The following is a 24,965-nucleotide window of genomic DNA, read 5'->3' on the forward strand; positions in this document are numbered from 1 at the left end:
GGGAGAACAACATGTCCTCACGTAGAGAACTGGCGAATGCGATTCGTGCGCTAAGCATGGACGCGGTGCAAAAAGCAAAATCGGGTCATCCGGGCGCGCCGATGGGCATGGCGGACATCGCTGAAGTGCTGTGGCGTGATTTCCTCAAGCACAATCCGACCAACCCGGCCTGGGCCGATCGCGACCGTTTTATTCTCTCTAACGGCCATGGTTCAATGCTGCTCTATAGCCTGCTGCACCTGTCCGGCTACGATCTGCCGATTGAAGAACTGAAAAACTTCCGTCAGCTGCACTCGAAAACGCCGGGACACCCGGAGATCGGCTATACCCCAGGCGTGGAAACCACCACCGGTCCGCTGGGCCAGGGCCTGGCGAATGCCGTCGGCCTGGCGATCGCCGAGCGCACGCTGGCGGCGCAGTTCAACCGCCCTGACCACGAGATTATCGATCACAATACCTGGGTCTTTATGGGCGACGGCTGCCTGATGGAAGGCATCTCGCATGAAGTTTGCTCGCTGGCCGGCACGCTGGGCCTCGGTAAGCTGATCGGCTTCTACGATCACAACGGCATCTCCATCGACGGCGAAACCGAAGGCTGGTTCACCGACGATACCGCGAAGCGCTTTGAAGCCTATAACTGGCATGTGGTAGGCGAAATCGACGGCCACGACCCGGAAGCGATCGCCGCCGCGATCAAAGAAGCGCAGAGCGTTACCGACAAACCGTCGCTGATTATCTGCCGCACCATCATCGGCTTCGGCTCGCCGAACAAGGCGGGTAAAGAAGAAGCGCACGGCGCGCCGCTGGGCGATGATGAAATCGCGCTGACGCGCAAACAGCTGGGCTGGAACTACGGTCCGTTCGAAATCCCGCAGGAAATTTATCAGCAGTGGGATGCGAAACAGGCGGGCCAGGAACGGGAAAAAGCCTGGAATGAAAAATTCGCTGCCTATAAAGCCGCTTACCCGGAGCTGGCTGCGGAATATACGCGCCGCATGACCGGCGGCATGCCGGAAAACTGGCAGCAGGAGACCCAGAAATTTATCGAACAATTGCAGGCGAACGCCAACAAGATCGCCAGCCGCAAAGCGTCGCAGAATGCGCTGGAAGCGTACGGCAAGCTGCTGCCGGAGTTCCTTGGCGGCTCCGCCGACCTGGCGCCGAGCAACCTGACCATCTGGTCTGGTTCTAAATCGATTAAAGACGATCCGGCAGGCAACTATATTCACTACGGCGTACGCGAATTCGGCATGACCGCTATCGCCAACGGCATCGCGCATCACGGCGGCTTTGTGCCTTACACCGCCACCTTCCTGATGTTTGTGGAATATGCGCGCAACGCCGCGCGCATGGCGGCGCTGATGAAAGCGCGTCAGATTATGGTCTATACCCATGACTCTATCGGTCTGGGCGAAGACGGCCCGACGCACCAGCCGGTTGAGCAGCTCGCCAGCCTGCGTCTGACGCCGAACATGAGCACATGGCGTCCGTGTGATCAGGTTGAAACCGCGGTGGCGTGGAAGCATGCCATTGAGCGTCATAACGGCCCGACCGCGCTGATCCTGTCGCGTCAGAACCTGATGCAGCCTGAACGCACGCCGCAGCAGCTGGCTGATATTTCACGCGGCGGCTATATCCTGCGCGACAGCGAAGGCGCGCCGGAAGTGATCCTGATCGCTACCGGTTCCGAAGTCGAAATCACGCTGGGCGCGGCGGAGAAGCTGACGCGCGCGGGCCATAAAGTGCGCGTGGTGTCGATGCCGTCTACCGACCTGTTTGATAAGCAGGATGCGGCTTACCGTGAATCGGTGCTGCCTTCTACCGTCACCGCGCGCGTTGCGGTGGAAGCGGGCATCGCTGACTACTGGTATAAGTATGTCGGCCTGAACGGCGCGATCGTCGGCATGACCACCTTCGGTGAATCAGCGCCGGCGGACAAGCTGTTCGCCGAATTCGGCTTTACCGTTGAGAATATCGTCAGCCATGCGGAAGCGCTGCTGAAGCCGCACTGAGTCGGCTGCCACAGCCACACCGTTCGATAAGTAAAGAAAAAGCACGCCGCGGGCGTGCTTTTTTATTGGCCTGGCGCCTCTGCTGTTCCAGCATGCTGTCACGCCGCCTCCTAGCTAATAAAAGAGTGGATTAATTGCAATTTTTTAGCGCGCCTCTTTTTTCAACGATGCTGACAGAATAAACGAGTGTTTTATTGATAAAAGAAAGACTAATTATAACGTGTTATATATTCCGTTATTAATATTCGCCAACTTTCTTTTTTTTAAATAATAATACAGCGCAACTCACATATTTATTTTTTTTATCTTCTCATCGGGATAATTTCACGTTAGCTTGCCCGACAAGGACGCTGTTTAAAAAGGAAGAGAACAATGACGGATATACTGTCGCCATCAACGATGGACGCGCCGCGCCTGCTGTTTGCCACGCAGCATGAAATGGATGATTACTGCGCGCCCGATATGCTGTATGGCGATCTCTCTGCGGAGGTGCTGCGTCGGCAGTATCATCTGCGCGATATTTCAACGCGCCTCCATCCCTTTACGCATCCTGTTCGATGAGTTCCGCTATCTGTCAGATACGTTTGCGTTCTGGGGCCCTTATAAAAGCCTGGCACGAACCATGATCACCCATATGCAGGATGGTAACGGCACGGTATTCAGCGATCCACTTCTGGACCAGGCGATGAGCGAACACAGCTCGATGAAGCGAAACCTGGAATTGATGACCACTATATTCACCAAATCTTATGTCATATCAAAAGCAGGCACGGTTGGTTTCTCCTTTGAAAAAGTGGCACAATTAATTACACAAACCAGACTGCCAAAATTTGATAGTTTTCAGGACAGATTTAATGGACTAGGGATTACTGTTCATGATACATGGGCGACGCATATTTACCTTGAGTCAATTTCTTTTAAAAACAACCACTACGTAGCAAGATTAAGATTCCATTTTCAGGATCACTTTGGGCTGGACACAACAGATGTAAGCAATACGTTTTATCGAAATTTCCGTATATTTCGCATTTGGTTTATCTTACAGAGATGGGAAAATTATGGCTTCCGCCCATTTATCACGGAAATAAATGCCGTAGCGGAATTCGAAGGCATTTTAAAAAAATGAAAAAGTTATTATATACTTTAATAGCTCTTACCCTATTTGCTACTGGCTACCGCTTGTATTATCCAGTTAAAATTATCGGCATCCATCCGCTATCAAGAAACACAATCGTTTTAGTTGTTCAAAACTTTCCATGGACTAAAAAAGGAAAAATCAATTGGTGGAGAAAAAAAGGCCCAGAAATATTTAACAAACTCAACTTCAAGCCAGATGATTACTCTGTTTTTATTTACAACACCCGATATAAAAAGGATTCCGGCACTGATGAGGACAGCGATCTGCTCTGCTTTAAGGAGATGAAAACCGAACAAAACTGCATCTCTAAAGAGAACCGGCCGCTAATTGTTTGGCGCTATCGCGACGGACATATTGAATACGAAACGGAAAGCATTCTGCGGCGCTTCTATTAAAACCGCAGCGATACCCATCAAGCCTCAGGGCTAATTATTTTTTACTATCAACACAGGAGCCAGGGATGAGCATAGCCCTTTTTTAAAAATTGACGGCATTCAGGGGAATCGAAGGATGCAAACCATAAGGGCTGGATTACCCTGTCCGGTTTTAACGGTGCTGCCAGCCTGCCGGGCAATATGCAAACGGGCGGCGCAGGCCGGGTCAGCTGGCGCGACCGTCGGGATAACCACCTTTGATGAGTCGGCACCGGCGGACAAGCTGTTCGCCGAATTCGGCTCTACCGTTGAGAATATCGTCAGCCATACGGAAGCGCTGATGAAGCCGCACTGAGTCGGCTAAGCAATACGATCAGTAAAGAAAAATCGCGCCGCCGGCCGTGTTTTTTACGGATGACCTTTAGCGTTACGCACAGTAATCACCGGTAAGCGGCCGATTATTTAATTACAGCTTATAGTAATTAATTCTGTTATTTATGGCGCGAAAATGATTTTAATTCAGGCGGAGCCAAACCAGCACAAATAATCGGAAACGCTAATAATGAAACGTTATCTGATCTGTTATTAACAGCCGTTATTTTTGTAATATCCCAATCCAATAACGCAGCGCAACTCACATATTTTCTGTTTTTCTCTTTCTCAATGCTGATTTTATCTTTACTTTGTTTTTCAGGAACAGGCGCAAAAGGAATTAAACCATGACGGAAAATCAGTCCCGCTTATCGATGGATTTGCCATGCCTGCTGTTTGCCACACGGCATGAAATGGATGATTACTGCGCGCCCGATATGTTGTATGGCGATCTCTCTGCGGAGGTGCTGCGTCAGCAGTATCATCTGCACGATATTTCGGCACACCTTAACCCCTTTACGCACCCTAACCGTGAGGAAAGCGCGCGTATCCTGTTTGATGAGTTCCGCTATCTGGCAGATACGTTTGCGTTCTGGGGCCCTTATAAAGGCCTGGCAAGAACCATGATCACCCATATGCAGGATGGTAACGGCACGGTATTCAGCGATCCGCTGCTGGACCAGGCGATGGCGGAACACATTTCTATGAAAAGATCAATTCGCACTATTTTAAGCACCCTACAAACATATATTGACTGGAACCGAAGAATTTTGCCCAAACAGGTAATTTATGATTTAAAAGAGTCCATTATGGGATCTTACCTGCCCCGATTCGACAATTTCAAAGACCGAATAAATGGGTTAGGTATTACAGTCCACGATACCTGGGCAACACATATAACATTAGAAAGCATAGAAATTGAAAACGACCGTTTTACAGCTATGATAAGCTATCATATTCAGGATCATTTTGGATTAGATAGTGAAGATATAGCTAACAATTTCTACCGCCAGTTTCGCATTTTTAGGATTTGGTTCTATCTCCAGCGCGCAAACACTTCTGTATTTAAACCGTTCATTACTGAATTGAAAATCTCCCAAAAAATCAAAGTGTCGCGCCATGAAAAAATATAGATATTTATTTATCTTTTCTTTATTACTGTTTTTCTTTAGGTTATTACTTCCGGTTAAAATTATCGGCGTGCATAAGTTAGGTGAGACATCAACAATCGTTATTGTCAAAAATTTCCCCTTAACGCGGATGGGGAAAATATCCTGGTGGCAGCAGCATCAATCTGAGCTACACAGAAAATGGCCGTTTATCGGCTCAGTGAAAAATCACAGAATATTATTCTTCCAGGCTGATTATCAAAAAGACTCCGGTACCGATCAGGACAGCGATCTTCTTTGCTTTGAAGAGATGGCTACCGAACAAAACTGCATCTCCAAAGAGAACCGTCCGCTCATTATCAGACGTTATCCTGATGGACATATCGAGTATGAAACGGAAAGCATTCTGCGGCGCTTCTATTAAAACCGCAGCGATACCCATCAAGCCTCAGGGCTAATTATTTTTTACTATCAACACAGGAGCCAGGGATGAGCATTGACCTTTTTTTAAAAATTGACGGCATTCAGGGGGAATCGAAGGATGCAAACCATAAGGGCTGGATTACCCTGTCCAGTTTTAACTGGGGTGCCAGCCAGCCGGGCAATATGCAAACGGGCGGCGGCGGCGGCGCAGGCCGGGTCACCTGGCGCGATCTCACGGTTAACGCGCCCGTCGATCGGGCAACGCCTGCGGTAACACGTTATCTTGCCGCCGGCAGGCATATCACTAAAGTTGAGCTTTCCGCCTGCAAGGCAGGCGATCCGCAAATGGAATATATGCGCATCACGCTTGAAGAAGTGCTGTTAACGAACATCAGCTACAGCGGCTCCACGGGCGGAGAGCAAATCAATATGGCTTACCATTTCCAGGCAGCCAGAGTACGTCAGCAGTACTGGGAGCAAACGGAAAGAGGCGGCAAAGGCGCCGAAACAGCATCGGGCTGGAACCTCAAAGAAAATAAAGAGCTGTAACCTTCATTTCCCTGCCGCGTACAGGCTGCGCGGCTTGTTTGATAAAACAGGCGGCTTCCCGTCCGCTCTCAGCCGCTCTTCCAGCTTCATCAGCGGCCTTATCCCATCCATTTAATGAATTGCGGCCTGCGGTAACACAGCGTTTGACAAAGTGGGGCCCTGCGCAAACCGAATCGCCGGCCATCAGGCGCTGAAGTTAAGCGGCAAAAAATAGTGTTGTTCCCCCTTTCCGTCGGCGGGAAAGCGATTACTATAATTTACCTTTCGCTTAACCTGATGGATATTGTCTCCGTTGAAAACTCGTTTTTATCTGCTGGCCGCTCTCTTCGCTACGCTGCCGCTACGTAGCCAGGCCGCGACGACCCCGTCGCCCGATCCTCTGTTGGCTTCACAAATCGTGGATCGCTATGCCGAACATATCTTTTACGGCAGCGCCGCTACCGGTATGGCGCTGGTAGCGATAGACGGCAACCAGCGCGTTTTCGCCAGCTTCGGCGAAACCCGTCCCGGCAATCAGACACGCCCGCAGAAAGATTCCCTGATTCGCATCGCCTCGCTCAGTAAACTGATGACCAGCGAAGTGATGCTGAAAATGGCCGAACAGGGGCGCATTCAGCTGGAAGATCCGCTGGCGAAATACGCGCCGCCGGGCATGCGCGTGCCCGATTATGCCGGTCAACCGATGCGCCTGATCCATCTTTCGACCCATACCAGCGGCCTGCCGCGCGAACAGCCCGGCGGTAAAGCGGGCCGTCCGGTTTTCGTCTGGCCGACTAAAAGCGATCGCTGGAGCTGGCTGCAACAGGCGCGGCTGACGACGCCGCCCGGCGTACGCGCCGCCTACTCGAACCTGGCTTATGATTTGCTGGCGGACGCGTTGTCACGCGCGGCGGGCACGCCTTATCCCGCGCTGTTTCGTCAGCTGATTACGCGTCCGCTGGGGATGAAAGACACCACTTTCACCCCTTCGCCGGAGCAGTGCGGACGGCTAATGGTGCCGGCGCGCGGCGCCAGCCCTTGCAGCAATACGCTGGCCGCCATCGGCAGCGGCGGCGTCTATTCAACGCCGGAAGATATGGGCCGCTGGATGCAGCAGTTCCTGAATTCGGACATTAACGTGCGCACGCCGCAGATCGATCGTCTGCAAACGCTGATCTATCAGCGTAGCCAGCTGACGAAGGTGGAAGGCATGGATGTGCCCGGCAAGGCGGAAGCGCTGGGTATGGGCTGGGTCTATATCGCGCCGGCCGACGGTCATCCGGGCATTATTCAGAAAACCGGCGGCGGCGGCGGCTTTATCACCTATATGGCGATGGTGCCGCAGCATAACGTCGGCGTGTTCGTGGTGGTGACGCGTACCAATCTGACGCGCTTCCGCGCCATGAGCGACGGGGTTAACGATCTGCTGAGCGAGCTGGTCGGCAACAAAACGGGATCGCCGATGATGGTGCAGGCGATTGGTCAGGGCGGCGAGTCCGCTTCCCGCTAATTCACCCCTCCTGCGGCGCAGGGGGCGGCGTCGGGCGCTGGCTGACCCACAGCGTCGGCCAGTCGTCGCTGCCGTGCCAGGCGTCGCAGGTACTCTCTTCCGCATACTCCGCCAGAACGAACTCCTGCCCGTTAAACTGCCAGCGCGTGGCGTTGCCGCAGTCGCCTAATCCCCGGCCTTTCGCAAAGGTGTAGAGCTGTCCGGTGGCGACGTCATAGTCGGCGTTGATAATTTCCATCTGTTTTTCGCTGCGCGTCGGCGGGACGAACGGCAGCGTCAGCGTCAGGCCGCGCGCCAGGTAAGGCTGTGTGCGCGTCACTTCAAAAGCAAGATCGATCATGTTGTAGGCGCCCATTTCGCAGCTGACCAACAGCAATGCTTTGCTGTCGGTCAACGGCGCCACGCTCACTTCGCGACGCATCGGGTCGAGCGAACACTCATCGGCGTTGACGCGCCAGGTGCCGAAATCGATCAGTCCGGTCGTTTCTTCGCGCGTCAGCGCGGCGGGAGGCCGCTCTGGCGTGCGTAACATGGGCGGCGCAGGCTCCGGCGGCACATCCGTGGCGGGGCGATTGCCGCGCTTAATCCAGGCGCTCAGGCTACCGACGCGTCCCTGAATATCATCCATTAACAGCAGCGCCGCTTTTAATCCATGCAGCGAAATGGTTGCCTGCGGCCGCCATGTCACCTGAATATTATCGGCGTTCATGATCTGCCCCAGAAACTCGTCGATGGCGATGGCGTGCGCCGTCGCCAGATGGTGCGGTTCGACCGTCCAGTGTTTAAAATCGGGCCTGAGACGCTGCTGATCGAGCAATAAATTATCCTGTAACGCCGCGCCCTTCAGCTCGCCCGTATAACGGTTGCCGTAGTCGATGCGCAACAACGGACGATCGTTGACGCCGGCATGGCGGGAAAGGGTCATCACCAGGCCATTATCGCCGGGAATATTACGCGCCACACAATAATTAAGGTTATTACAGGTGATCTGCCAGTCGGTAAATGTTTTCTGCAACGGCGCCGCCTGCGCGCTGGCAATAAAAAGAAAAGGCAACAACAGCGATTTCATCCAGTAAGGCATTTAATGACCCGATCCCTAAATTAATTCATTGATGATAGCGCAACGACGACGGTTCAACATGCCTTTCTCCCGCCGCGCGGGAAAACAGGCCGGAAGCGTCTTTGAACAAACCAGGGTTTAACGTAACGGCATGATTCATCATCCTTTGCCCTCCGCGCGAGCTCAATCAGATTTCTCGGACTCTGCGGCGGCGTCACAAACGGTCAAATACGCATAAACGGGCATAACCGGTCATATTATTTTTCCTGCCAAAAAGATTTCGCTGTGGCATTAATAGAAGCTCAACGGCAAAACAGGGGGGATATTTGTGACAAAAGTCACACTTAAATGAAATAAGAAGCTTCTTTTGCATAATTAGCAGGAAGCCGCTCACTTATTTACCCGTCGCGTTTTTCTCGCCCCTGGAGTTTTGTCCAGGGCACATTTTGCGATCCCGCTATCCATTACTTTTATTGCACCGGAGGAAATCATGTTGCCTGTTGAACGTCAGCGAAAAATCATTGAGGAATTAAATCTAAATGGTCGGGTGCTGGTCGCCGAACTGGTTAAATTATGTCGCGTCTCGCAGGAAACGATTCGCCGCGACCTGAGTCAGCTGGAAAGAAGCGGTATTTTACAGCGTAGCCACGGCGGCGCGGTAATTAATCGACGACGCCAGGGAAATAATAACCATAGCCGTAATTTGCATAATGAAAACGAGGCGACTTTCCGCCAACGCATGAATGAAAACGAACAGCCCAAAATGCAGATCGCTAAGCGCGCCCTTGATTTTATTTCGGTCGGCGACTGCCTGCTGCTCGACAGCAGCACCACCTGCTGGTTTCTGGCGCGGCAGCTGCCCGATATTGAGCTGACCGTATTAACCAATTCCCTGCGCACGATTCAGGCGCTGGCGGTAAAAAGCCATATTCGCACCATTTGTCTTGGTGGCGAATATTCCGACCGCTACGAAGATTTTCATGGCGTGGTGGCGGAATTACCGTTAAAGGAATTTTTGATCAATAAAATCTTTTTTTCCTGTAGCGGGATGGGCGGCGACGGTTATTTACGCGAAGGCAACGAAAATGGCGCGCATTTAAAACAGCAGATGCTGCTGGCCGCCGAAAGAAAATATCTGCTGATGGACGCCAGCAAATTTTCCCGGCCCTCTTTCGCCCGAATTTGCCATTACCGCGATGTGGATTTTCTGATTACCGACAGCCTGAAAGATAAAGCTTTACAGCAGGAACTGGCGTGGAACGGCGTGAACGTTATCGATTGTTCACAGCGTTCGCAGTCCGTACAGCTGATTAATTACTGACGCAACCCGACGGAGATACGATGAAAAAAAACCTTACCCTCTGTGCCCTGCTCGCGCTGTTCGCTGCCTCTCCGGCTTTCGCCGCCGAAAAACTGCGTATGGGCATCGTGGTGAAAATCGGCGGCATTCCCTGGTTCAACGCAATGGAGGCAGGCATTAAAAGCGAGGCGGCGAAACGCGGCATCGACGCCTGGCAGGTTGGCCCCACCGCCGCCGATCCAGCGCTGCAGGTGCGCGCCATCGAAGATCTGATTGCGCAAAAGGTCGATATCATCGGCGTGGTGCCCAACGATCCGCAGGTGCTGGAGCCGGTGCTGAAGCGCGCCCACGACGCCGGCATCAAAATCATCACCCATGAGTCGCCCGGTCAAAAATATGCCGACTGGGATTTCGAACTGATCGACGCCGATACCCACGGCATCAACCATATGAAGGCGCTGGCGCAGTGCATGCATGAAGAGGGCAAGTACGCCATGTACGTCGGCAGCCTGACGGTGCCGCTGCATCAGCAGTGGACCGACGCAGCGCTGAAATATCAGCAGCAGCATTATCCCAAAATGCAGCTGGTGACGGATAAATTCGGCGTCGGCGAATCGCTGGATGACTCCATCCGCACCACCAACGAGCTGATGTCCAAGTATCCCGATCTGAAAGGCATTATGGCGTTCGGATCGCAGGGGCCGATCGGTGCGGGCCGCGCGGTGCTGAACCGCAATAAAACCAAACAGATCTGCGTAATCGGCGCGTTCAGTCCGGGCCAGGGCGCTTCGCTGGTGAAGCGTGACGCCATTAAAGGCGGCTTTATCTGGAACCCGATGACCGCTGGTGAAGTCTTCGTGCGCATCGCCGACATGATGCAGAAAAAAGAGCCGATTACCGACGGCATGACCATCGAAGGCCTGGGCAGCGTCAAGGTAGACGCCGCCAACCATACGCTGCTCGGCAACAATAGCGAAAGTCTGGATAAAGCCAACCTGCCGAAGCTGGTCAAAATGGGGCTGTAACCATGAAACAGAGCGAGCCACGGGCGCTGATCGCGCTGGAAAATCTGTCGAAAACCTTTGGCGGCAATCGCGCCCTGAAAGCCGTATCGCTCACGCTGATGGCGGGAGAAGTTCACTGCCTGGCCGGCACCAACGGCTGCGGCAAAAGCACGCTGATTAAAATTATCTCCGGCGTTTACGCGCCGGATAACGGCGCGCAAATCCGGCTGGAAGATGGCGACAGCCTGCCGCGCCTGACGCCGAAGCAGGCGCGCGATTTCGGCATTCAGGTGATCTACCAGGACCTGTCGCTGTTTCCCAACCTGAGCGTGGCGGAGAACATCGCCTTCGAGCATAACCTCAACGGACTGTTTGGCTGGTACAGCGCGCGTCACCTGCGCGCCAGCGCCGAGCGCATCGTCAATGAACTGGGCTTTACGCTCAGGCTGGATGAGAAGGTCGCGGCGCTCTCCATCGCTCAGCGTCAGCAGGTAGCGATCTGCCGCGCGCTGGTCGCGGAGGCGAAGCTGGTGATCATGGATGAGCCGACCGCATCGCTGACGCGCACCGAGGTCAACCAGCTGCTGCGCACCGTGCGCTACCTGAAAGAGAAAGGGATCTGCGTGGTATTCGTCAGTCACCGGCTGGATGAGGTGCTGGAAATTTCCGATCGCGTAACGGTGATCCGCGACGGCAGCTGCATCGGATGCTGGCCCGCCGCGGAGATGAGCAGCCAGCGGCTGACGGAGCTGATGACTGGTCTGAAGCTCGACTATCAGCTCAAGGCGCCGACGGCGCGCCACCAGCGCACGCTGCTGGAAGTAGAGAAGCTGTCGCGTGCCGGTCAGTACCGCGATATCAGCTTTTGCCTGCATGAGGGCGAAGTGCTGGGGCTGTGCGGGCTGCTGGGATCGGGACGCACCGAACTGGCGCTGTCGCTGTTCGGCATGACGCGGCCCGACAGCGGCAAGATCTGGCTCGACAGCAAGCCGGTGCGTTTCCGCAGCCATGAGGATGCCATCAAAGCGGGCATCGGCTACGTCTCGGAGGATCGCCTGACGCTGGGGCTGGTGCAGCAGCAGTCGGTGGCGGACAACATGGTGCTGTCGATTCTCGACCGGCTGCAAAACCGCTTCCATCTGATCGACGAGTACCGCAAAAACAAGCTGATTCTGCAATGGATCCAGCAGCTCGGCGTGCGCGTCGCCGATCCCGATCAGGCGATCTCCACGCTGTCGGGCGGTAATCAGCAGAAAATCGTGCTGGCGAAATGGGTGCTGACGCAGCCGCGTATTCTGATCCTCGATTCGCCTACCGTCGGCGTCGACGTCGGGGCGAAAGCGAGCATTTATCAGCTGATCCATCAGCTGGCGCAGGAGGGGCTCGCCATCATCCTGATATCCGACGAAGTGCCGGAGGTCTGGTACAACTGCGACCGCATCCTTCATTTTCGCGACGGCGCCATCCACGACGAGTATCTGCCGGGCAACGTGGCGCAACAGCAGCTGCAGGAGGTGATCAATGCCTGATTTATCCTTTTTAAAACCGCAAAGCAGTCAGGGCTGGCTCGCCTGGGTGCTGCTGGCCTTTACGATCTTTTTCTCGCTGGCCAGCGATCAGTTCCTCAGCGTGCAGAACCTGCTCGATCTGGCGGAAAGCTACGCCGTGACCGGCATTTTCGCGCTGGGTCTGTTTGTGGTGCTGGTGACCGGCGGCATCGATATCTCTTTCGCCGCCGTCGCCTCGGTGGTGCAGTACCTGATCGCCAGCCTGTTTATCCATTATCAGTTCGACAATGCGCTGCTGAGTATTCTGCTGGCGCTGCTGTGCGGCACGCTGTTCGGCGTGATTAACGCGCTGCTGATCACCTCGCTGCGCGTGGTCTCGATCATTATCACCATCAGCATGCAGTCGCTGCTGTTCGGCCTGCTGATCTGGCTGACGGATGGCCGCAGCCTGTATGAGCTGCCGGAGTGGTGGACGACGCTGCGCGAGGTGCTGCCCTTCACCCTTAACGGCCAGCATTATCAGATCGGTTTGCCGCTGGTGATGATGCTGATTATCGCCGCGATCGGCTGGCTGCTGCTGAATAAAACCCATCTGGGCCGCCAGCTCTACGCCGTGGGCGGCGATGCCGAATCGGCGCGGCGCGTCGGCATCCGTGTCACGCTGGTTACATTGTTCGCCTACGGCTGGCTGGGGGCGATGGCGGCGATCGGCGGCCTGTTGCAAGTCTACCGCATGGGCGAAGTGGTGCCCAACGCGCTGGTCGGCGGCGAGCTGGACGTTCTGGCCGCGACGGTGTTGGGCGGCGCCAGCCTGATGGGCGGCAAAGGCACGGTCACCGGCACCTTAATGGGCGTTTTTCTTATCGCCATTCTGAAGAACGGCCTCAACCTGATCGGCGTCTCCAACTACTTCATGAACATCGTGGTGGGCGGCGTCATCATGATCGCCATCGCCGTCACCCATTACAAAAAACGCAAAGAGACCGATGTCAGCTTTGTCTGATCGGGCGGGAGAACAGACCATGAAACCACGCCATACCTGGCTGCCCGACGGCACCAACAGCGGGCTGCTGCTGCTTATCGCTTTGTCGCTGGCGCTGTTCGCCGTGCTGCTGCCGGGACGCTTCTTTACCGGCGCCACCTTTATGAGCATGGCTTTTCAGCTGCCGGAGCTCGGCCTGCTGACGCTGGGGATGTTTATCGCCATCCTCAGCGGCGGCCTGAATTTGGCGATTATCGCCACCGCCAATCTCACCAGCCTGTTTATCGCCTGGACGCTGCTTCATTTCCTGCCGGTCGGCGCCGGAACGGCGATGCAGCTGCTGTGGATGGCGCTGGCCCTGCTGGGCGCGCTGCTGATCGCCACGCTGATCGGGGTCATTACCGGCCTGATGGTGACACGCATCGGGGCCCACCCAATTCTGGTGACGCTCGCCACCATGATTACGCTGAACGGCGTCGGCATCTGGCTGACCAAAGGCGCGGCAGTCAGCGGCATGCCGGAGGTGGTGCGCGCGCTGGGCGCCGACACCCTGTTCGGCGCGCCGCTGCCGCTGTGGCTGTTTATCACCGCCGCCGCGCTGCTGGCGCTGTTTCTCGGCAAAACCCGCACCGGCAAATGTATCTACATGGGCGGCAGTAATATCAACGCCACCTGGTTTAGCGGCGTCAATACGCACCGCATGCTGATTGTGGTCTATGTCATCTCCAGCTGGCTCTGCGTGCTCGCCGGGCTGGTGATGATGGCGCGCTTCAATTCCGCGCGCATGGGCTACGGCGACGCCTATCTGCTGCTGACGGTGCTGGCGATCATTCTCGGCGGCGCCGATCCCAACGGCGGCTTCGGCCGCGTCACCGGCGTGGTGCTGGCGCTGCTGGCGCTGCAGATCCTCTCTACCGGCTTCAGCCTGTTAAATATCAGTCAGCACTTCAGTCTCGCCATGTGGGGCGTGGTGTTGATTCTGGTGCTGGCCATCAAACGCGCAAAAGGCCGCTTACAGCATTTTCTGGCGCTGCGCCGCCGCCAGCCGCGCGCCTCTTTGCCCCACTTAACTGAAAAAAAGGAAGTGTAATGCGTATCCAGATCTCCCCTTCGCTGATGTGTATGAACCTGATGGAAATTAAGCAGCAGCTGTCGGTGCTTAATTCGCGGGCGGACTTTCTTCACGTGGACATCATGGATGGCCACTATGTGAAAAACATTACGCTGTCGCCCTTTTTTATCGAACAGATACGCCCGCACACGCCGGTGGCGATCGACGTGCATCTGATGGTGGAAAATCCCACCGACTTTATTCCGGCGGTAGCGCAGGCGGGCGCCGATTTTATCTGCCCGCATGCGGAGACCATCAACCGCGACGCCTTCCGGGTGATCAACCAGATCCGCGCGCTGGGTAAAAAGCCGGGCGTGGTGCTGAACCCGGCGACGCCGGTCTCCTGGATCCATCACTATATTCACCTGCTCGATAAGATCACGGTGATGACGGTCGATCCGGGCTACGCCGGTCAGCCTTTTATCCCGGAGATGGTCAGCAAGATTGCGGAGCTGAAGGCGCTGAAGGCGCAGCACGGCTATCGCTACCTGATAGAAATCGACGGCTCCTGCAATCAGAAAACCTACGCGACGCTGCTGGAGGCGGGCGCGGAGGTGCTGATTGTCGGCACCTCCGGCCTGTTCAACCTGCATGACAATCTGGAAACCGCCTGGGAGACGATGATGGGCAACATTACTCAGGCGCAGGGCCTGCTGCGGGAGTCGGCATGACAGAGCGATGGCTTGGCATCGATATTGGCGGCACCAGCACCCGCCTGCTGCTGATGGATGCGCGGCATGAATGGTCCGATTTTCGCAAAGTGCCGACCGCCAGCTGGGCGCAGACGCCGCAGGCGCTGGAGGCGCTCGCCGCGCTGATCGACGCCACGCTGGAGCGGCAGCCGGTCAGCGGCGTGATGCTGGGGCTGCCGGGAATTTTGAGCCGCGACCGCCAGCAGGTGATCTCCCTGCCCTTTATCCAGGCGCTGGATAACCAGCCGGTCGCCGCGCTGCTGACACAGCGGCTGGGCGTGCCGGTGGCGATGGATAAGGATGTCAATCATCTGCTGTTGTGGGATTTAATGCAGCTGGAGACGCTGCCCGACAGCGCCGTCGGGCTCTATCTCGGCACCGGCATGGGCAACAGCCTGTGGCTGAATGGTCGCTTCTATCACGGCGAACACGGCGGCGCAGGCGAAATCGGCCACATTCCCTGGCGCGACAACCTGCTGCCCTGCCCGTGCGGCAACCGGGGCTGCGTCGAGACGCTGACCTCCGGCAGCTGGCTGGCGCGCTGGGCGGCGGAGAATCAGCCTGCAACGCCGCTGGCGCAACTGTTTACCCGTCACGGCGACGCTCCCGCGCTTCAGGATTTTATTCAGCGTCTGGGGCAAACCATCGCCGGTGAAATGAACATTCTCGATCCCGCTTATCTGATCCTCGGCGGTGGCGTGCTGGGGATGGCGGACTTTCCGCTTGTGGCGCTGCGCGAAACGATTTTCAGCCATCTGCGTCCGCCGGTGACCCGACAGGGGCTACAGCTGATATTCAGCAGCGTAACCGATCAAACCGGCTGCCGCGGCGCCTGCCTGGCCGCCGAGCGCCACTTCAGGAGGCCCGCATGAAAGGCAAAGTGTGTGTTTTCGGCTCGTTCAATCTCGATATTGTCGCGGGTATGGCCCGCTTTCCGCTGCCGGGCGAATCGCTGATCGCGCGTCACAGTATGATGGGGCCGGGCGGCAAAGGGGCGAATCAGGCCACCGCAGCGCTGCGCGCTGGCGCGCGCGTTCACTATATTGGCAAGGTCGGCCAGGACGATTTCGGCCAGTTCGCCCGACGCCACCTGGAAAAAACAGGCTTCGACGCCATTACGCTGTTTACCTGTAAAGAGAAGCCCACCGGCAACGCGCTGATTTACGTGGCGGGCGACGACGCGGAGAATATGATTTCGGTGTATCCCGGCGCCAATCTTACCGTCACCGCGGCGGAGGTGGCGCGCTGCCAGCCGACCGTCGCTGCCGCCAATATTTTGCTGATGCAGCTGGAAAATAACCTGAGCGCTATTCAGCGAATGGTGGACATCGCGCGCGCGGCGGGCACCTTTGTGATTCTTAATCCGGCGCCCTGGCAAAAGGTGAGCGACGCGCTGCTGCGCAAGGTCGATCTGCTGACGCCTAACAGCACCGAAGCGACGCTGCTGAGCGGCGTTGACGTCAGCGATATTGACGATGCGATGCGCGCGGCGACGGCGCTGCATCGCAAAGGGGTGCGGCAGTTGATTATTACTCTGGGCATGCAGGGCGCGCTGCTTTCTGACGGCGAGGCGATGTACCGCATTCCGCTGTTTCCGGCGCAGCCTGCCGACAGCACCGGCGCGGGCGATGCCTTTAACGGCGCGCTCGCCGCGCGGCTGGCGGCGGGCGAACCGTTGAAACAGGCGGCGCTGTTCGCTTCCGCCTATGCTTCGCTCTGCGTAGAACGTCCCGGCGCGGCGAATTCCATGCCGCTCTACGCCGATGCGCTGGCGCGGCTGCACGCTTATCCGGCATTGCAGGTCGAGGCGCTAGCCCAGCCGGATACTATCGTGGCCGCCAGCTAAGCGGTAAGAGAGGCGGACGCGCCTGGGCGCCGCCGGAACATGGCGCATAAATGCGGCGCAGCCAGCGATGTCGGCGGTTAAAACGCTGGCGACAAAACGTCCTTCAGCATCGGCGTCACCGAAGCGGACCGCATGCGCCGTCCGCTCAAGGCTGACGCCTCAGGCGCGCAGCCAGCCTGCGACCAGCGCGTGCTGTAACAGCATAATGGTTTTGCCGTCGCGGATTTCACCGCTTTTCACCATCGCCAGCGCCTGCGGGAAAGGCATTTCCAGCACCTCAATCGACTCATCTTCCACGCCGCCGCCTGCGTTGGCGCGCAGCGACTCATCATATTCAGCGGCGAAAAAGTGCAGCAGCTCGGTTACGCCGCCGGGCGACATATAGGCCTCAAACAGCTTCTCCACCTTGCCGACGGCGTAGCCGGTCTCCTCAATCGCCTCTTTGCGAATGCACTCTTCCGGCGAATCGTTATCCAGCAGCCCGGCGCAGGTTTCGATCAGCATGCCGTCCTCATTGCCGTTGACCCAGGTAGCCATACGAAACTGACGGATCAGCACCACGCTGTTCTTCTGGCGATTATAAAGCAGAATCGTGGCGCCGTTGCCGCGGTCGTACACCTCTCGCTTATGGCGCAGCGTTTCGCCGCTGCGGGTAGTGAGTTCGTAGGTATAGTTGCGCAGCACAAACCAGTTTTCCGACAGCAGCTTTTCTTTGATCAGTTTGATTGGGGCGGCCATAGCGACTCCGTATATTGAACAGGCGTCAGCGATGATAAAACCGCCCGCGCGGAAAAACTATCCGAATTCCCGCCGCCGAATGCAGGAATTTAGCTGACGGGAGAGGGTTAATGAACCGGAAAAGTTTTCAGCGCCAGTGCAATGGCGAACGACGAACGGCAGGACCGGTTCCTGACGAGCAAAGTCGGTTGGGTTGAACGGGAAGAGAGATGAGAGGGCTTACGGGGGCAAAATAAATGCCGCAGACCCGAAGGTCTGCGGCAAGCGCTGTCAGCGGCGATTACGCACCAGCTGATAGCGACGGGTCAGGTATTCCACCGGCGCGCTCCAGATATGCACCAGTCGGCAGAACGGGAACAGCAGGAACAGCGTCATGCCCAGCACCATGTGGATTTTATAAATCAGCGCCACGCCTTCCAGATGCGCCGCCGCGCCGGACTGGAAGGTGACCACCGCCTGCGCCCAGCCCACCAGCTTCATCATTTCGCTGCCGTCCATATGGTGAGCAGAGAAAGGAATGGTCAGCAGGCCCAACGTCGCCTGAATCACCAGCAGCGTCAGGATCAGGATATCCCCGGTGCTGCTGGTGGCGCGCACGCGCGGATTCAGGAGACGGCGCTTCAACAGCAGCGCGCCGCCGATCAACGTCAGCGCGCCGCAGATGCCGCCCGCCACCATCGCCAGCTGCTGTTTCACAGCAATCGGCAGGAAGGATTCATACATCCAGTGCGGCGTCAGCATCCCGACCAGATGGCCGAAGAAGATGCCGATGATGCCGATATGGAACAGGTTCGACGCCAGGCGCATCCCCTTTTTATCCAGCATCTGACTGGACCCGGCGCGCCAGCTGTACTGCCCATAGTCATAACGCAGCCAGCTGCCGACCAGAAATACCGTACCGGCCAGATAAGGATAGATATTAAAGAAAAACAGATTCAAGAAGTGCATGATCAGCGTCCTGTCATTCCCGTGGTGGCTTGCGCCACGTCCAGATACTGTGGCGCAACCGCGCCGGCAAAGCGGCGCTGGTGCGCTTCCTGCTGTGCTGACGCGCAGCCCTGTTCGCCGAGGAAGCGGATCTGCTCCTCTTCCCATACCGCATCCAGCGCCTGCGGCGTATCGTCGCGCGCCTCCTGCGTCACCTGCGGCTCCAGCGCCTCGGCGGCGATGCCGCTTTCAGAGATTGCCAGCAGCAGATCGAGCAGGCCAGCCCAGCGGCTGTTGCGCTGATGCAGACGCGCGCTCAGCAGCGCCAGAATCGGCGCGATGTCCACCAGCCCTTCGCGCGCCGTTTCCGGCTCGCGACTGCTCAGATACTCCAGGTAGAGCGGCAGGAAATCGGGCAGCTCGCGGCTGTCCAGCTCCAGACCGGCGGCGCGATACTGCTCCATCAGATCGACCATCGCCTGGCCGCGATCGCGCGACTCGCCATGCACATGTTCAAACAGCAGCAGCGAAGTGGCGCGGCCGCGATCGAACAGCTCGCAGTAGTCGGCCTGTAGATCGAGCAGCGGGCAGGCGCTGAAGTCGCGCAGCAGCGTCAGCAGCTGTTCGCGCTGGGCTTCGTTCAGCTCGCTGGCGTCAGCCAGCGCCTCCTCCAGATCCGCCTGGTGATCGAACAGCGCCCGATCGGGATAGTCCAGCAAACGCGCAATAATGCGTAACGCAATCATGAGGCATCCCCCTGATTTTCAGTGCGGCGCGTGATGTCGATGGCATCGATGCGGCGCGTATTGAACAGGTTGAATTTGCTGTCGCTGCCGTGGCAGCCATCGCCGAAGCTGAAGCCGCAGCCTTTGCTTTCCGGGAACGCTTCGCGCGCCAGCTCACGGTGGCTGGAAGGAATCACGAAGCGATCTTCGTAGTTGGCGATCGCCAGGTAGCGGTACATCTCCTGCGCCTGGGCCTCGGTCAGGCCGACCTGTTCCAGCGCGCTGGTGTCGATCACGCCATCCACGCTTTCCGCGCGTTTGTAGTGACGCATCGCCAGCATGCGCTTCAGCGCCAGCAGCACCGGCGCGGTATCGCCCGCGGTCAGCAGGTTCGCCAGGTACTGCACCGGAATGCGCAGGCTTTCCACATCCGGCAGCACGCCTTGCTGGTCCAGCACGCCCGCGTCGGCGGCGGACTGAATCGGCGACAGCGGCGGCACGTACCAGACCATCGGCAGCGTGCGGTATTCCGGGTGCAGCGGCAGCGCCAGCTTCCAGTCCATCGCCATTTTGTACACCGGCGATTTCTGCGCCGCGTCAATAACGCTCTGCGGCACGCCATCTTTCAGCGCCTGCTCAATCACTGCCGGATCGTGCGGGTCGAGGAAGACGTCGAGCTGGCTCTGGTAGAGATCCTGCTCGTTCTCCACCGCGGCCGCCTGTTCAATGCGGTCCGCATCGTACAGCAGCACGCCGAGATAGCGGATGCGGCCAACGCAGGTTTCAGAGCAAACGGTCGGCTGGCCCGCTTCGATGCGCGGATAGCAGAAGATACATTTTTCTGACTTGCCGCTTTTCCAGTTGAAGTAGATTTTTTTATACGGGCAGCCGGTCAGACACATACGCCAGCCGCGGCATTTGTCCTGATCGATCAGCACGATGCCGTCTTCCGAGCGCTTATAGATAGCGCCGCTGGGACAGGTGGCGACGCAGGCCGGGTTCAGGCAGTGTTCGCACAGACGCGGCAGGTACATCATGAAAGTGTTTTCGAACTGGCCGTACATCTCTTTCTGGATGTTGTCGAAGTTCTTATCCTGGGAGCGTTTGGAGAACTCGCCGCCGAGGATCTCTTCCCAGTTCGGGCCGTTTTCGATTTTCTTCATGCGCTGGCCGGTGATCAGCGAACGCGGACGGGCGATCGGCTGATGTTTGCCTTCCGGCGCGTTGTGCAGATGCTGATAATCGAAATCGAACGGCTCGTAGTAATCATCCAGCGCCGGTACGTCCGGGTTGGCGAAGATTTTGGAGAGCACGCCGACGCGACTGCCCATGCGCGGCTGCAACTGACCGTTGATTTTACGGATCCAGCCGCCCTTCCATTTCTCCTGATCTTCCCAGGCGCGCGGATAGCCGACGCCCGGTTTGCTTTCGACGTTGTTAAACCAGGCGTATTCCATGCCCTCGCGGCTAGTCCAGACGTTTTTACAGGTAACCGAACAGGTATGACAGCCGATGCATTTGTCGAGGTTTAACACCATACCGACTTGCGAACGAATTTTCATTGCTGCGCCTCCTGACGGGTACCCTGGCACTCGTCGTTGCCTTCACCGTCCAACCAATTGACATTGTTCATTTTTCTCACCACCACAAATTCATCACGGTTTGAACCTACCGTTCCGTAGTAGTTGAAGCCGTAAGAGAGCTGCGCGTAGCCGCCGATCATATGCGTCGGTTTCGGGTAAACGCGCGTTACTGAGTTATGGATACCGCCGCGCTGACCGGTGATTTCCGCGCCAGGAATATTCACGATACGTTCCTGCGCGTGGTACATCATGGTCATCCCGGCCGGTACGCGCTGACTCACCACCGCGCGCGCCGTCAGCGAGCCGTTGGCGTTGAACGCTTCGATCCAGTCGTTATCCTGAATGCCCAGCTCGCGCGCATCTTCTTCGCTCATCCAGACTATCGGTCCGCCGCGTGACAGCGTCAGCATCAGCAGGTTGTCGCTGTAGGTGGAGTGGATGCCCCACTTCTGGTGCGGCGTAATAAAGTTGAGCGCTTTTTCCGGGTTGCCGTTCGGCTTCTGGTTCAGCAGCGGCTGCGCGGCGCGGGTATCCACCGGCGGACGGTAGACCAGCAGGCTTTCGCCGAAGGCGCGCATCCACTCATGATCCTGATAAAGCTGCTGACGGCCGCTGAGGGTACGGAACGGAATCAGCTCATGGATGTTGGTGTAGCAGGCGTTATAGGAGACGTGCTCATCTTCCAGGCCGGACCAGGTCGGGCTGGAGATGATTTTACGCGGCTGCGCCTGAATATCGCGGAAGCGGATTTTTTCCTCTTCTTTGTTCAGCGCCAGATGCGTATGGTCACGCCCGGTGATTTTGCTCAGCGCGCCCCAGGCTTTTACCGCTACGTGGCCATTGGTTTCCGGCGCCAGCGTCAGGATCACCTCTGCGGCGTCGATAGCGCTGTCGATATTCGGACGACCGGCTGCCGGCCCTTCCGCTTTGACATAGTTGAGTTTCTTCAGCAGGTCGACTTCAGTCTGGGTATTCCAGCTGATGCCTTTGCCGCCGTTGCCCAGCTTGTCCATCAGCGGACCAAGAGAGGTGAAGCGCTCCCAGGTGGCCGGATAGTCACGCTCAACGGCGATAATATGCGGCGCGGTTTTGCCCGGAATCAGATCGCATTCGCCTTTCTTCCACTCACTTACGCCGAACGGCTGTCCCAGCTCAGCGGCGGAGTCGTGCTGTATCGGCAGCGTCACCACGTCGGTCTCTTTGCCAAGATGCCCAACGCACACTTCAGAGAAGCGTTTCGCGATGCCTTTATAAATTTCCCAGTCGCTTTTCGCTTCCCAGGCGGGATCGACGGCGGCGGAGAGCGGATGAATAAACGGATGCATATCCGAGGTATTCATATCGTCTTTTTCGTACCAGGTGGCGGTCGGCAGCACGATATCGGAGTAGAGACAGGTGCTGGACATGCGGAAATCGAGCGTCACCACCAGATCGAGTTTGCCGACGCTGGGATTATCCTGCCATTCCACTTCCTGCGGCTTCACGCTGCCCTGCTCGCCCAGGTCTTTGCCCTGAATGCCGTTTTCGGTGCCCAGCAGGTACTTGAGCAGATACTCATGACCTTTGCCGGAGGAGCCGAGCAGGTTGGAGCGCCAGACAAACAGGTTGCGCGGGAAGTTCTGCGGGTTGTCGGGCTGCTCGGCGGCAAAGCGCAGCGCGCCGTTTTTCAGGCTCTCGACGGTATAGTCAACCGGCGTCTGACCCGCTGCGGCCGCTTTCGCCGCAATATGCAGCGGGTTGGTCGCCAGCTGCGGCGCGGACGGCAGCCAGCCCATGCGTTCGGCGCGCACGTTGAAGTCGATCAGGCTGCCCTGGAAGCGCGACTTGTCCGCCAGCGGCGACAGCAGCGTTTCGGTGGCTACAGTTTCATGACGCCACTGGCTGGAGTGGTTGTAGAAGAACGAGGTGCCGTTCATATGGCGTGGCGGACGCTGCCAGTCAAGGCCAAACGCCAGCGGAGTCCAGCCGGTCTGCGGACGCAGTTTTTCCTGGCCGACATAGTGCGCCCAGCCGCCGCCGCTCTGCCCTACGCAACCGCAGAAGACCAGCATATTTATCAGCCCGCGGTAGTTCATATCCATATGGAACCAGTGGTTCATGCCCGCGCCGACGATGATCATCGAACGACCGTGGGTTTTTTCCGCGTTTTCAGCGAACTCGCGCGCGATGCGGATCATCTGATGGCGGGAAACGCCGGTGATTTTTTCCGCCCAGGCTGGCGTATAGGCTTTAATCTCATCGTAGCTGGCGGCGCAGTTAGCGTCGTCGAGGCCGCGATCCAGACCGTAGTTAGCCATCGTCAGATCGTAGACGCTGGTGACCAGCGCTTCGCTGCCGTCGGCCAGTTTCAGGCGCTTGACCGGCAGCTTATGCAGCATGATTTCATCCAGCGCCACGCTGTTGAAATGTTCGCTTTCGGCGCCGCCGAAGTACGGGAAGCCGACGTCCGCCACCTCATCGTGGCTGCCGAGCAGGCTCAGCTGTAGCTCAACCTCACGCTGCGACTGACCTTCGCGCGCTTCCAGGTTCCATTTGCCCTCTTCGCCCCAGCGGTAGCCGATAGAGCCTAACGGCGCGACCAGTTCACCGCTCAGGCCGTCGATGGCGATGGTTTTCCATTCCGGGTTGTTTTCCTGGCCGAGGTTGTCCACCAGATCGCTGGCGCGCAGCATGCGGCCCGCCGCGTAGTAGCCACCGTCGCGCGGCTCCAGCATTACCAGCATCGGCATGTCGGTGTAGCGGCGCACGTAGTCGCGGAAATAGCTGACTTCGCGATCGAGATGGAACTCTCTCAGCATCACGTGGCCCATCGCCAGCGCCATCGCGCTGTCGGTGCCCTGCTTCGGATTCAGCCAGAGATCGCACAGCTTGGCGACTTCCGCATAGTCCGGCGTGACCGCCACGGTTTTGGTGCCTTTGTAACGCACTTCGGTAAAGAAGTGGGCGTCCGGCGTACGCGTCTGCGGCACGTTGGAGCCCCAGGCGATAATATAGGAGGAGTTATACCAGTCGGCCGATTCCGGCACGTCGGTCTGCTCGCCCCAGGTCATCGGCGAGGCGGGCGGCAGGTCGCAGTACCAGTCGTAGAAGCTAAGGCAGGTGCCGCCGATCAGCGACAGGTAGCGCGCGCCCGACGCATAGGAAACCATTGACATCGCCGGAATCGGCGAGAAGCCGACGATACGGTCCGGGCCGAAGGTTTTCGCAGTCCAGACGTTGGCCGCCGCGATAATTTCATTCACTTCCTGCCAGCTGGAGCGCACAAAACCGCCGCGCCCGCGCGCCACTTTGTAGCTTTTCGCTTTTTCCGCATCGTTAACGATCGAGCCCCATGCGTCGACCGGATCGCTGTGCTGCGCTTTCGCTTCACGCCATAATTTCACCAGGCGCTTGCGCATCAGTGGATATTTCAGGCGATTGGCACTATATAAATACCAGGAGTAGCTGGCGCCGCGCGGGCAGCCGCGAGGCTCGTGATTCGGCAGATCCGGGCGGGTGCGCGGATAATCGGTTTGCTGCGTTTCCCAGGTGACGAGACCGTTTTTGACGTAGATTTTCCAGCTACAGGAACCGGTGCAGTTGACGCCGTGCGTGGAGCGCACGATTTTGTCATGCTGCCAACGGCTACGGTAACCATCTTCCCAGTCCCGGTTAGTGTTGAGTGTCTGGCCATGTTGACCAGAAAAAGGTTCAGCTAGCTGTTTGAAGTAGCGAAACCGATCCAGAAATTTGCTCATCTGGAATTCTCCTGAAGGCTCGGTGTTGTTATAAATGGCTAAACGACATTGCTTTTGGTGATAGGCGTCAGCCTACTGAGCTGACGGCGTTGGGCGCTTGATTGCGATCAAGTCAGCTCCTTTGCCGTCCCGACCGCGCCACGCCGACTACCACTAAAGTGGCACCTTGTATCCTGCTATAACTCCATGAATTTATTGCTTAAATAGCCTTACTATCGCTATGGATAATAAGTCTGGCTTTTTGCTGGCTATTTGGGAGTAGAGTGCGGACGGCGAGGCGACAAAT

20 protein-coding genes and 2 pseudogenes are annotated in these 24,965 nt (G+C 57.2%); 16 read left to right on the forward strand and 6 right to left on the reverse strand.

Annotated features, from left to right (window positions below; translation table 11 throughout):
• Positions 1-11: 11 nt before the first annotated feature.
• The 8 genes and pseudogenes from tkt (at position 12) to ampH (ending at position 7,466) form a co-directional block, all read left to right on the forward strand.
• Positions 12-2,012, forward strand: coding sequence for a transketolase (gene tkt / locus C2E16_RS15220; RefSeq protein WP_038624856.1), 2,001 nt, complete (start codon positions 12-14; stop codon positions 2,010-2,012).
• 438 nt (positions 2,013-2,450) lie between these two features.
• Positions 2,451-3,138 (forward strand): annotated as a pseudogene (locus C2E16_RS15230) (DUF3289 family protein).
• Complete coding sequence (locus C2E16_RS15235; RefSeq protein ID WP_159378877.1) at positions 3,135-3,545, forward strand: DUF943 family protein; 411 nt, start codon at positions 3,135-3,137, stop codon at positions 3,543-3,545. The pseudogene C2E16_RS15230 and the gene C2E16_RS15235 overlap by 4 nt, the downstream one beginning before the upstream one ends.
• Before the next feature lie 202 nt (positions 3,546-3,747).
• Positions 3,748-3,879, forward strand: a pseudogene (locus tag C2E16_RS21445) (transketolase-like TK C-terminal-containing protein); the annotation flags it as partial.
• A 364-nt stretch (positions 3,880-4,243) separates the two neighbouring features.
• Entirely contained in the window at positions 4,244-5,029 is a 786-nt protein-coding gene (locus C2E16_RS15245) for a YPO3983 family protein (protein WP_244555282.1), read from the forward strand.
• Positions 5,016-5,429 (forward strand): DUF943 family protein, encoded by a 414-nt coding sequence (locus tag C2E16_RS15250; protein ID WP_071883661.1) that lies wholly within the window; start codon positions 5,016-5,018, stop codon positions 5,427-5,429. Before C2E16_RS15245 ends, C2E16_RS15250 begins: the two co-directional genes overlap by 14 nt.
• 65 nt (positions 5,430-5,494) lie before the next feature.
• Positions 5,495-5,977 (forward strand): Hcp family type VI secretion system effector, encoded by a 483-nt coding sequence (locus tag C2E16_RS15255; protein WP_038624848.1) that lies wholly within the window; start codon positions 5,495-5,497, stop codon positions 5,975-5,977.
• 292 nt (positions 5,978-6,269) lie between these two features.
• On the forward strand, positions 6,270-7,466 hold the full coding sequence (ampH, locus tag C2E16_RS15260) for a D-alanyl-D-alanine-carboxypeptidase/endopeptidase AmpH (RefSeq protein WP_038624846.1): 1,197 nt from the start codon (positions 6,270-6,272) through the stop codon (positions 7,464-7,466).
• A 1-nt stretch (position 7,467) separates the two neighbouring features.
• Here ampH and C2E16_RS15265 read toward each other — a convergent pair whose 3' ends face one another.
• The gene (locus C2E16_RS15265; RefSeq protein WP_038624844.1) at positions 7,468-8,547 is read right to left on the reverse strand and encodes a DUF1176 domain-containing protein; all 1,080 of its coding nucleotides are present in this window, start codon (positions 8,545-8,547) and stop codon (positions 7,468-7,470) included.
• A 469-nt stretch (positions 8,548-9,016) separates the two neighbouring features.
• Between C2E16_RS15265 and C2E16_RS15270 the strand changes: the two genes are divergently transcribed.
• Genes C2E16_RS15270 through C2E16_RS15305 form a run of 8 tightly spaced genes read left to right on the forward strand, consistent with a single transcriptional unit; the run spans position 9,017 to position 16,969 of the window.
• Complete coding sequence (locus tag C2E16_RS15270; protein ID WP_104951559.1) at positions 9,017-9,847, forward strand: DeoR/GlpR family DNA-binding transcription regulator; 831 nt, start codon at positions 9,017-9,019, stop codon at positions 9,845-9,847.
• A 20-nt stretch (positions 9,848-9,867) separates the two neighbouring features.
• A complete protein-coding gene (locus C2E16_RS15275) occupies positions 9,868-10,851 on the forward strand; it encodes a substrate-binding domain-containing protein (RefSeq protein WP_038624840.1) in 984 nt (327 codons plus the stop codon).
• Positions 10,852-10,853: 2 nt separating this feature from the next.
• Positions 10,854-12,359, forward strand: coding sequence for a sugar ABC transporter ATP-binding protein (locus tag C2E16_RS15280; protein ID WP_104951560.1), 1,506 nt, complete (start codon positions 10,854-10,856; stop codon positions 12,357-12,359).
• Positions 12,352-13,341, forward strand: coding sequence for an ABC transporter permease (locus C2E16_RS15285; protein ID WP_038624836.1), 990 nt, complete (start codon positions 12,352-12,354; stop codon positions 13,339-13,341). Before C2E16_RS15280 ends, C2E16_RS15285 begins: the two co-directional genes overlap by 8 nt.
• Before the next feature lie 19 nt (positions 13,342-13,360).
• Complete coding sequence (locus C2E16_RS15290; RefSeq protein ID WP_084970271.1) at positions 13,361-14,410, forward strand: ABC transporter permease; 1,050 nt, start codon at positions 13,361-13,363, stop codon at positions 14,408-14,410.
• A complete protein-coding gene (gene alsE, locus C2E16_RS15295) occupies positions 14,410-15,102 on the forward strand; it encodes a D-allulose 6-phosphate 3-epimerase (RefSeq protein WP_038624832.1) in 693 nt (230 codons plus the stop codon). The genes C2E16_RS15290 and alsE overlap by 1 nt, the downstream gene beginning before the upstream one ends.
• Positions 15,099-15,995, forward strand: a complete 897-nt coding sequence (gene alsK, locus C2E16_RS15300) for an allose kinase (RefSeq protein WP_038624830.1) — start codon at positions 15,099-15,101, stop codon at positions 15,993-15,995. The genes alsE and alsK overlap by 4 nt, the downstream gene beginning before the upstream one ends.
• Positions 15,992-16,969, forward strand: a complete 978-nt coding sequence (locus C2E16_RS15305) for a ribokinase (protein WP_038624828.1) — start codon at positions 15,992-15,994, stop codon at positions 16,967-16,969. The genes alsK and C2E16_RS15305 overlap by 4 nt, the downstream gene beginning before the upstream one ends.
• Before the next feature lie 159 nt (positions 16,970-17,128).
• On the opposite strand, the gene nudK is transcribed toward C2E16_RS15305, so the two are convergent.
• The 5 genes from nudK to C2E16_RS15330 all read right to left on the reverse strand — a co-directional run bounded on the left by nudK (position 17,129) and on the right by C2E16_RS15330 (position 24,679).
• The gene (gene nudK, locus C2E16_RS15310; RefSeq protein ID WP_038624826.1) at positions 17,129-17,707 is read right to left on the reverse strand and encodes a GDP-mannose pyrophosphatase NudK; all 579 of its coding nucleotides are present in this window, start codon (positions 17,705-17,707) and stop codon (positions 17,129-17,131) included.
• Between the two features lie 270 nt (positions 17,708-17,977).
• Complete coding sequence (gene narI, locus C2E16_RS15315) at positions 17,978-18,655, reverse strand: respiratory nitrate reductase subunit gamma (protein WP_038624824.1); 678 nt, start codon at positions 18,653-18,655, stop codon at positions 17,978-17,980.
• A gap of 2 nt (positions 18,656-18,657) precedes the next feature.
• Positions 18,658-19,380 carry a nitrate reductase molybdenum cofactor assembly chaperone gene (gene narJ, locus C2E16_RS15320; RefSeq protein WP_038624822.1) on the reverse strand — a complete coding sequence of 241 codons (723 nt, stop codon included), beginning with the start codon at positions 19,378-19,380 and terminating at the stop codon, positions 18,658-18,660.
• Positions 19,377-20,921 (reverse strand): nitrate reductase subunit beta, encoded by a 1,545-nt coding sequence (gene narH / locus C2E16_RS15325; RefSeq protein ID WP_038624820.1) that lies wholly within the window; start codon positions 20,919-20,921, stop codon positions 19,377-19,379. The genes narJ and narH overlap by 4 nt, the downstream gene beginning before the upstream one ends.
• A complete protein-coding gene (locus tag C2E16_RS15330; protein WP_038624818.1) occupies positions 20,918-24,679 on the reverse strand; it encodes a nitrate reductase subunit alpha in 3,762 nt (1,253 codons plus the stop codon). The genes narH and C2E16_RS15330 overlap by 4 nt, the downstream gene beginning before the upstream one ends.
• Positions 24,680-24,965 lie beyond the last annotated feature (286 nt).

The organism is Mixta calida, from assembly GCF_002953215.1.
Lineage (GTDB): Bacteria > Pseudomonadota > Gammaproteobacteria > Enterobacterales > Enterobacteriaceae > Mixta > Mixta calida.

What these genes read in the sequence shown, in the direction of transcription:
- tkt (WP_038624856.1), top strand. Translation starts at nt 12, where the DNA reads ATGTCCTCACGTAGAGAACTGGCGAATGCGATTCGTGCGCTAAGCATG.
- C2E16_RS15235 (WP_159378877.1), top strand. Translation starts at nt 3,135, where the DNA reads ATGAAAAAGTTATTATATACTTTAATAGCTCTTACCCTATTTGCTACT.
- C2E16_RS15245 (WP_244555282.1), top strand. Translation starts at nt 4,244, where the DNA reads ATGACGGAAAATCAGTCCCGCTTATCGATGGATTTGCCATGCCTGCTG.
- C2E16_RS15250 (WP_071883661.1), top strand. Translation starts at nt 5,016, where the DNA reads ATGAAAAAATATAGATATTTATTTATCTTTTCTTTATTACTGTTTTTC.
- C2E16_RS15255 (WP_038624848.1), top strand. Translation starts at nt 5,495, where the DNA reads ATGAGCATTGACCTTTTTTTAAAAATTGACGGCATTCAGGGGGAATCG.
- C2E16_RS15265 (WP_038624844.1), bottom strand. Translation starts at nt 8,547, where the DNA reads ATGCCTTACTGGATGAAATCGCTGTTGTTGCCTTTTCTTTTTATTGCC.
- C2E16_RS15270 (WP_104951559.1), top strand. Translation starts at nt 9,017, where the DNA reads ATGTTGCCTGTTGAACGTCAGCGAAAAATCATTGAGGAATTAAATCTA.
- C2E16_RS15275 (WP_038624840.1), top strand. Translation starts at nt 9,868, where the DNA reads ATGAAAAAAAACCTTACCCTCTGTGCCCTGCTCGCGCTGTTCGCTGCC.
- C2E16_RS15280 (WP_104951560.1), top strand. Translation starts at nt 10,854, where the DNA reads ATGAAACAGAGCGAGCCACGGGCGCTGATCGCGCTGGAAAATCTGTCG.
- C2E16_RS15285 (WP_038624836.1), top strand. Translation starts at nt 12,352, where the DNA reads ATGCCTGATTTATCCTTTTTAAAACCGCAAAGCAGTCAGGGCTGGCTC.
- C2E16_RS15290 (WP_084970271.1), top strand. Translation starts at nt 13,361, where the DNA reads ATGAAACCACGCCATACCTGGCTGCCCGACGGCACCAACAGCGGGCTG.
- alsE (WP_038624832.1), top strand. Translation starts at nt 14,410, where the DNA reads ATGCGTATCCAGATCTCCCCTTCGCTGATGTGTATGAACCTGATGGAA.
- alsK (WP_038624830.1), top strand. Translation starts at nt 15,099, where the DNA reads ATGACAGAGCGATGGCTTGGCATCGATATTGGCGGCACCAGCACCCGC.
- C2E16_RS15305 (WP_038624828.1), top strand. Translation starts at nt 15,992, where the DNA reads ATGAAAGGCAAAGTGTGTGTTTTCGGCTCGTTCAATCTCGATATTGTC.
- nudK (WP_038624826.1), bottom strand. Translation starts at nt 17,707, where the DNA reads ATGGCCGCCCCAATCAAACTGATCAAAGAAAAGCTGCTGTCGGAAAAC.
- narI (WP_038624824.1), bottom strand. Translation starts at nt 18,655, where the DNA reads ATGCACTTCTTGAATCTGTTTTTCTTTAATATCTATCCTTATCTGGCC.
- narJ (WP_038624822.1), bottom strand. Translation starts at nt 19,380, where the DNA reads ATGATTGCGTTACGCATTATTGCGCGTTTGCTGGACTATCCCGATCGG.
- narH (WP_038624820.1), bottom strand. Translation starts at nt 20,921, where the DNA reads ATGAAAATTCGTTCGCAAGTCGGTATGGTGTTAAACCTCGACAAATGC.
- C2E16_RS15330 (WP_038624818.1), bottom strand. Translation starts at nt 24,679, where the DNA reads ATGAGCAAATTTCTGGATCGGTTTCGCTACTTCAAACAGCTAGCTGAA.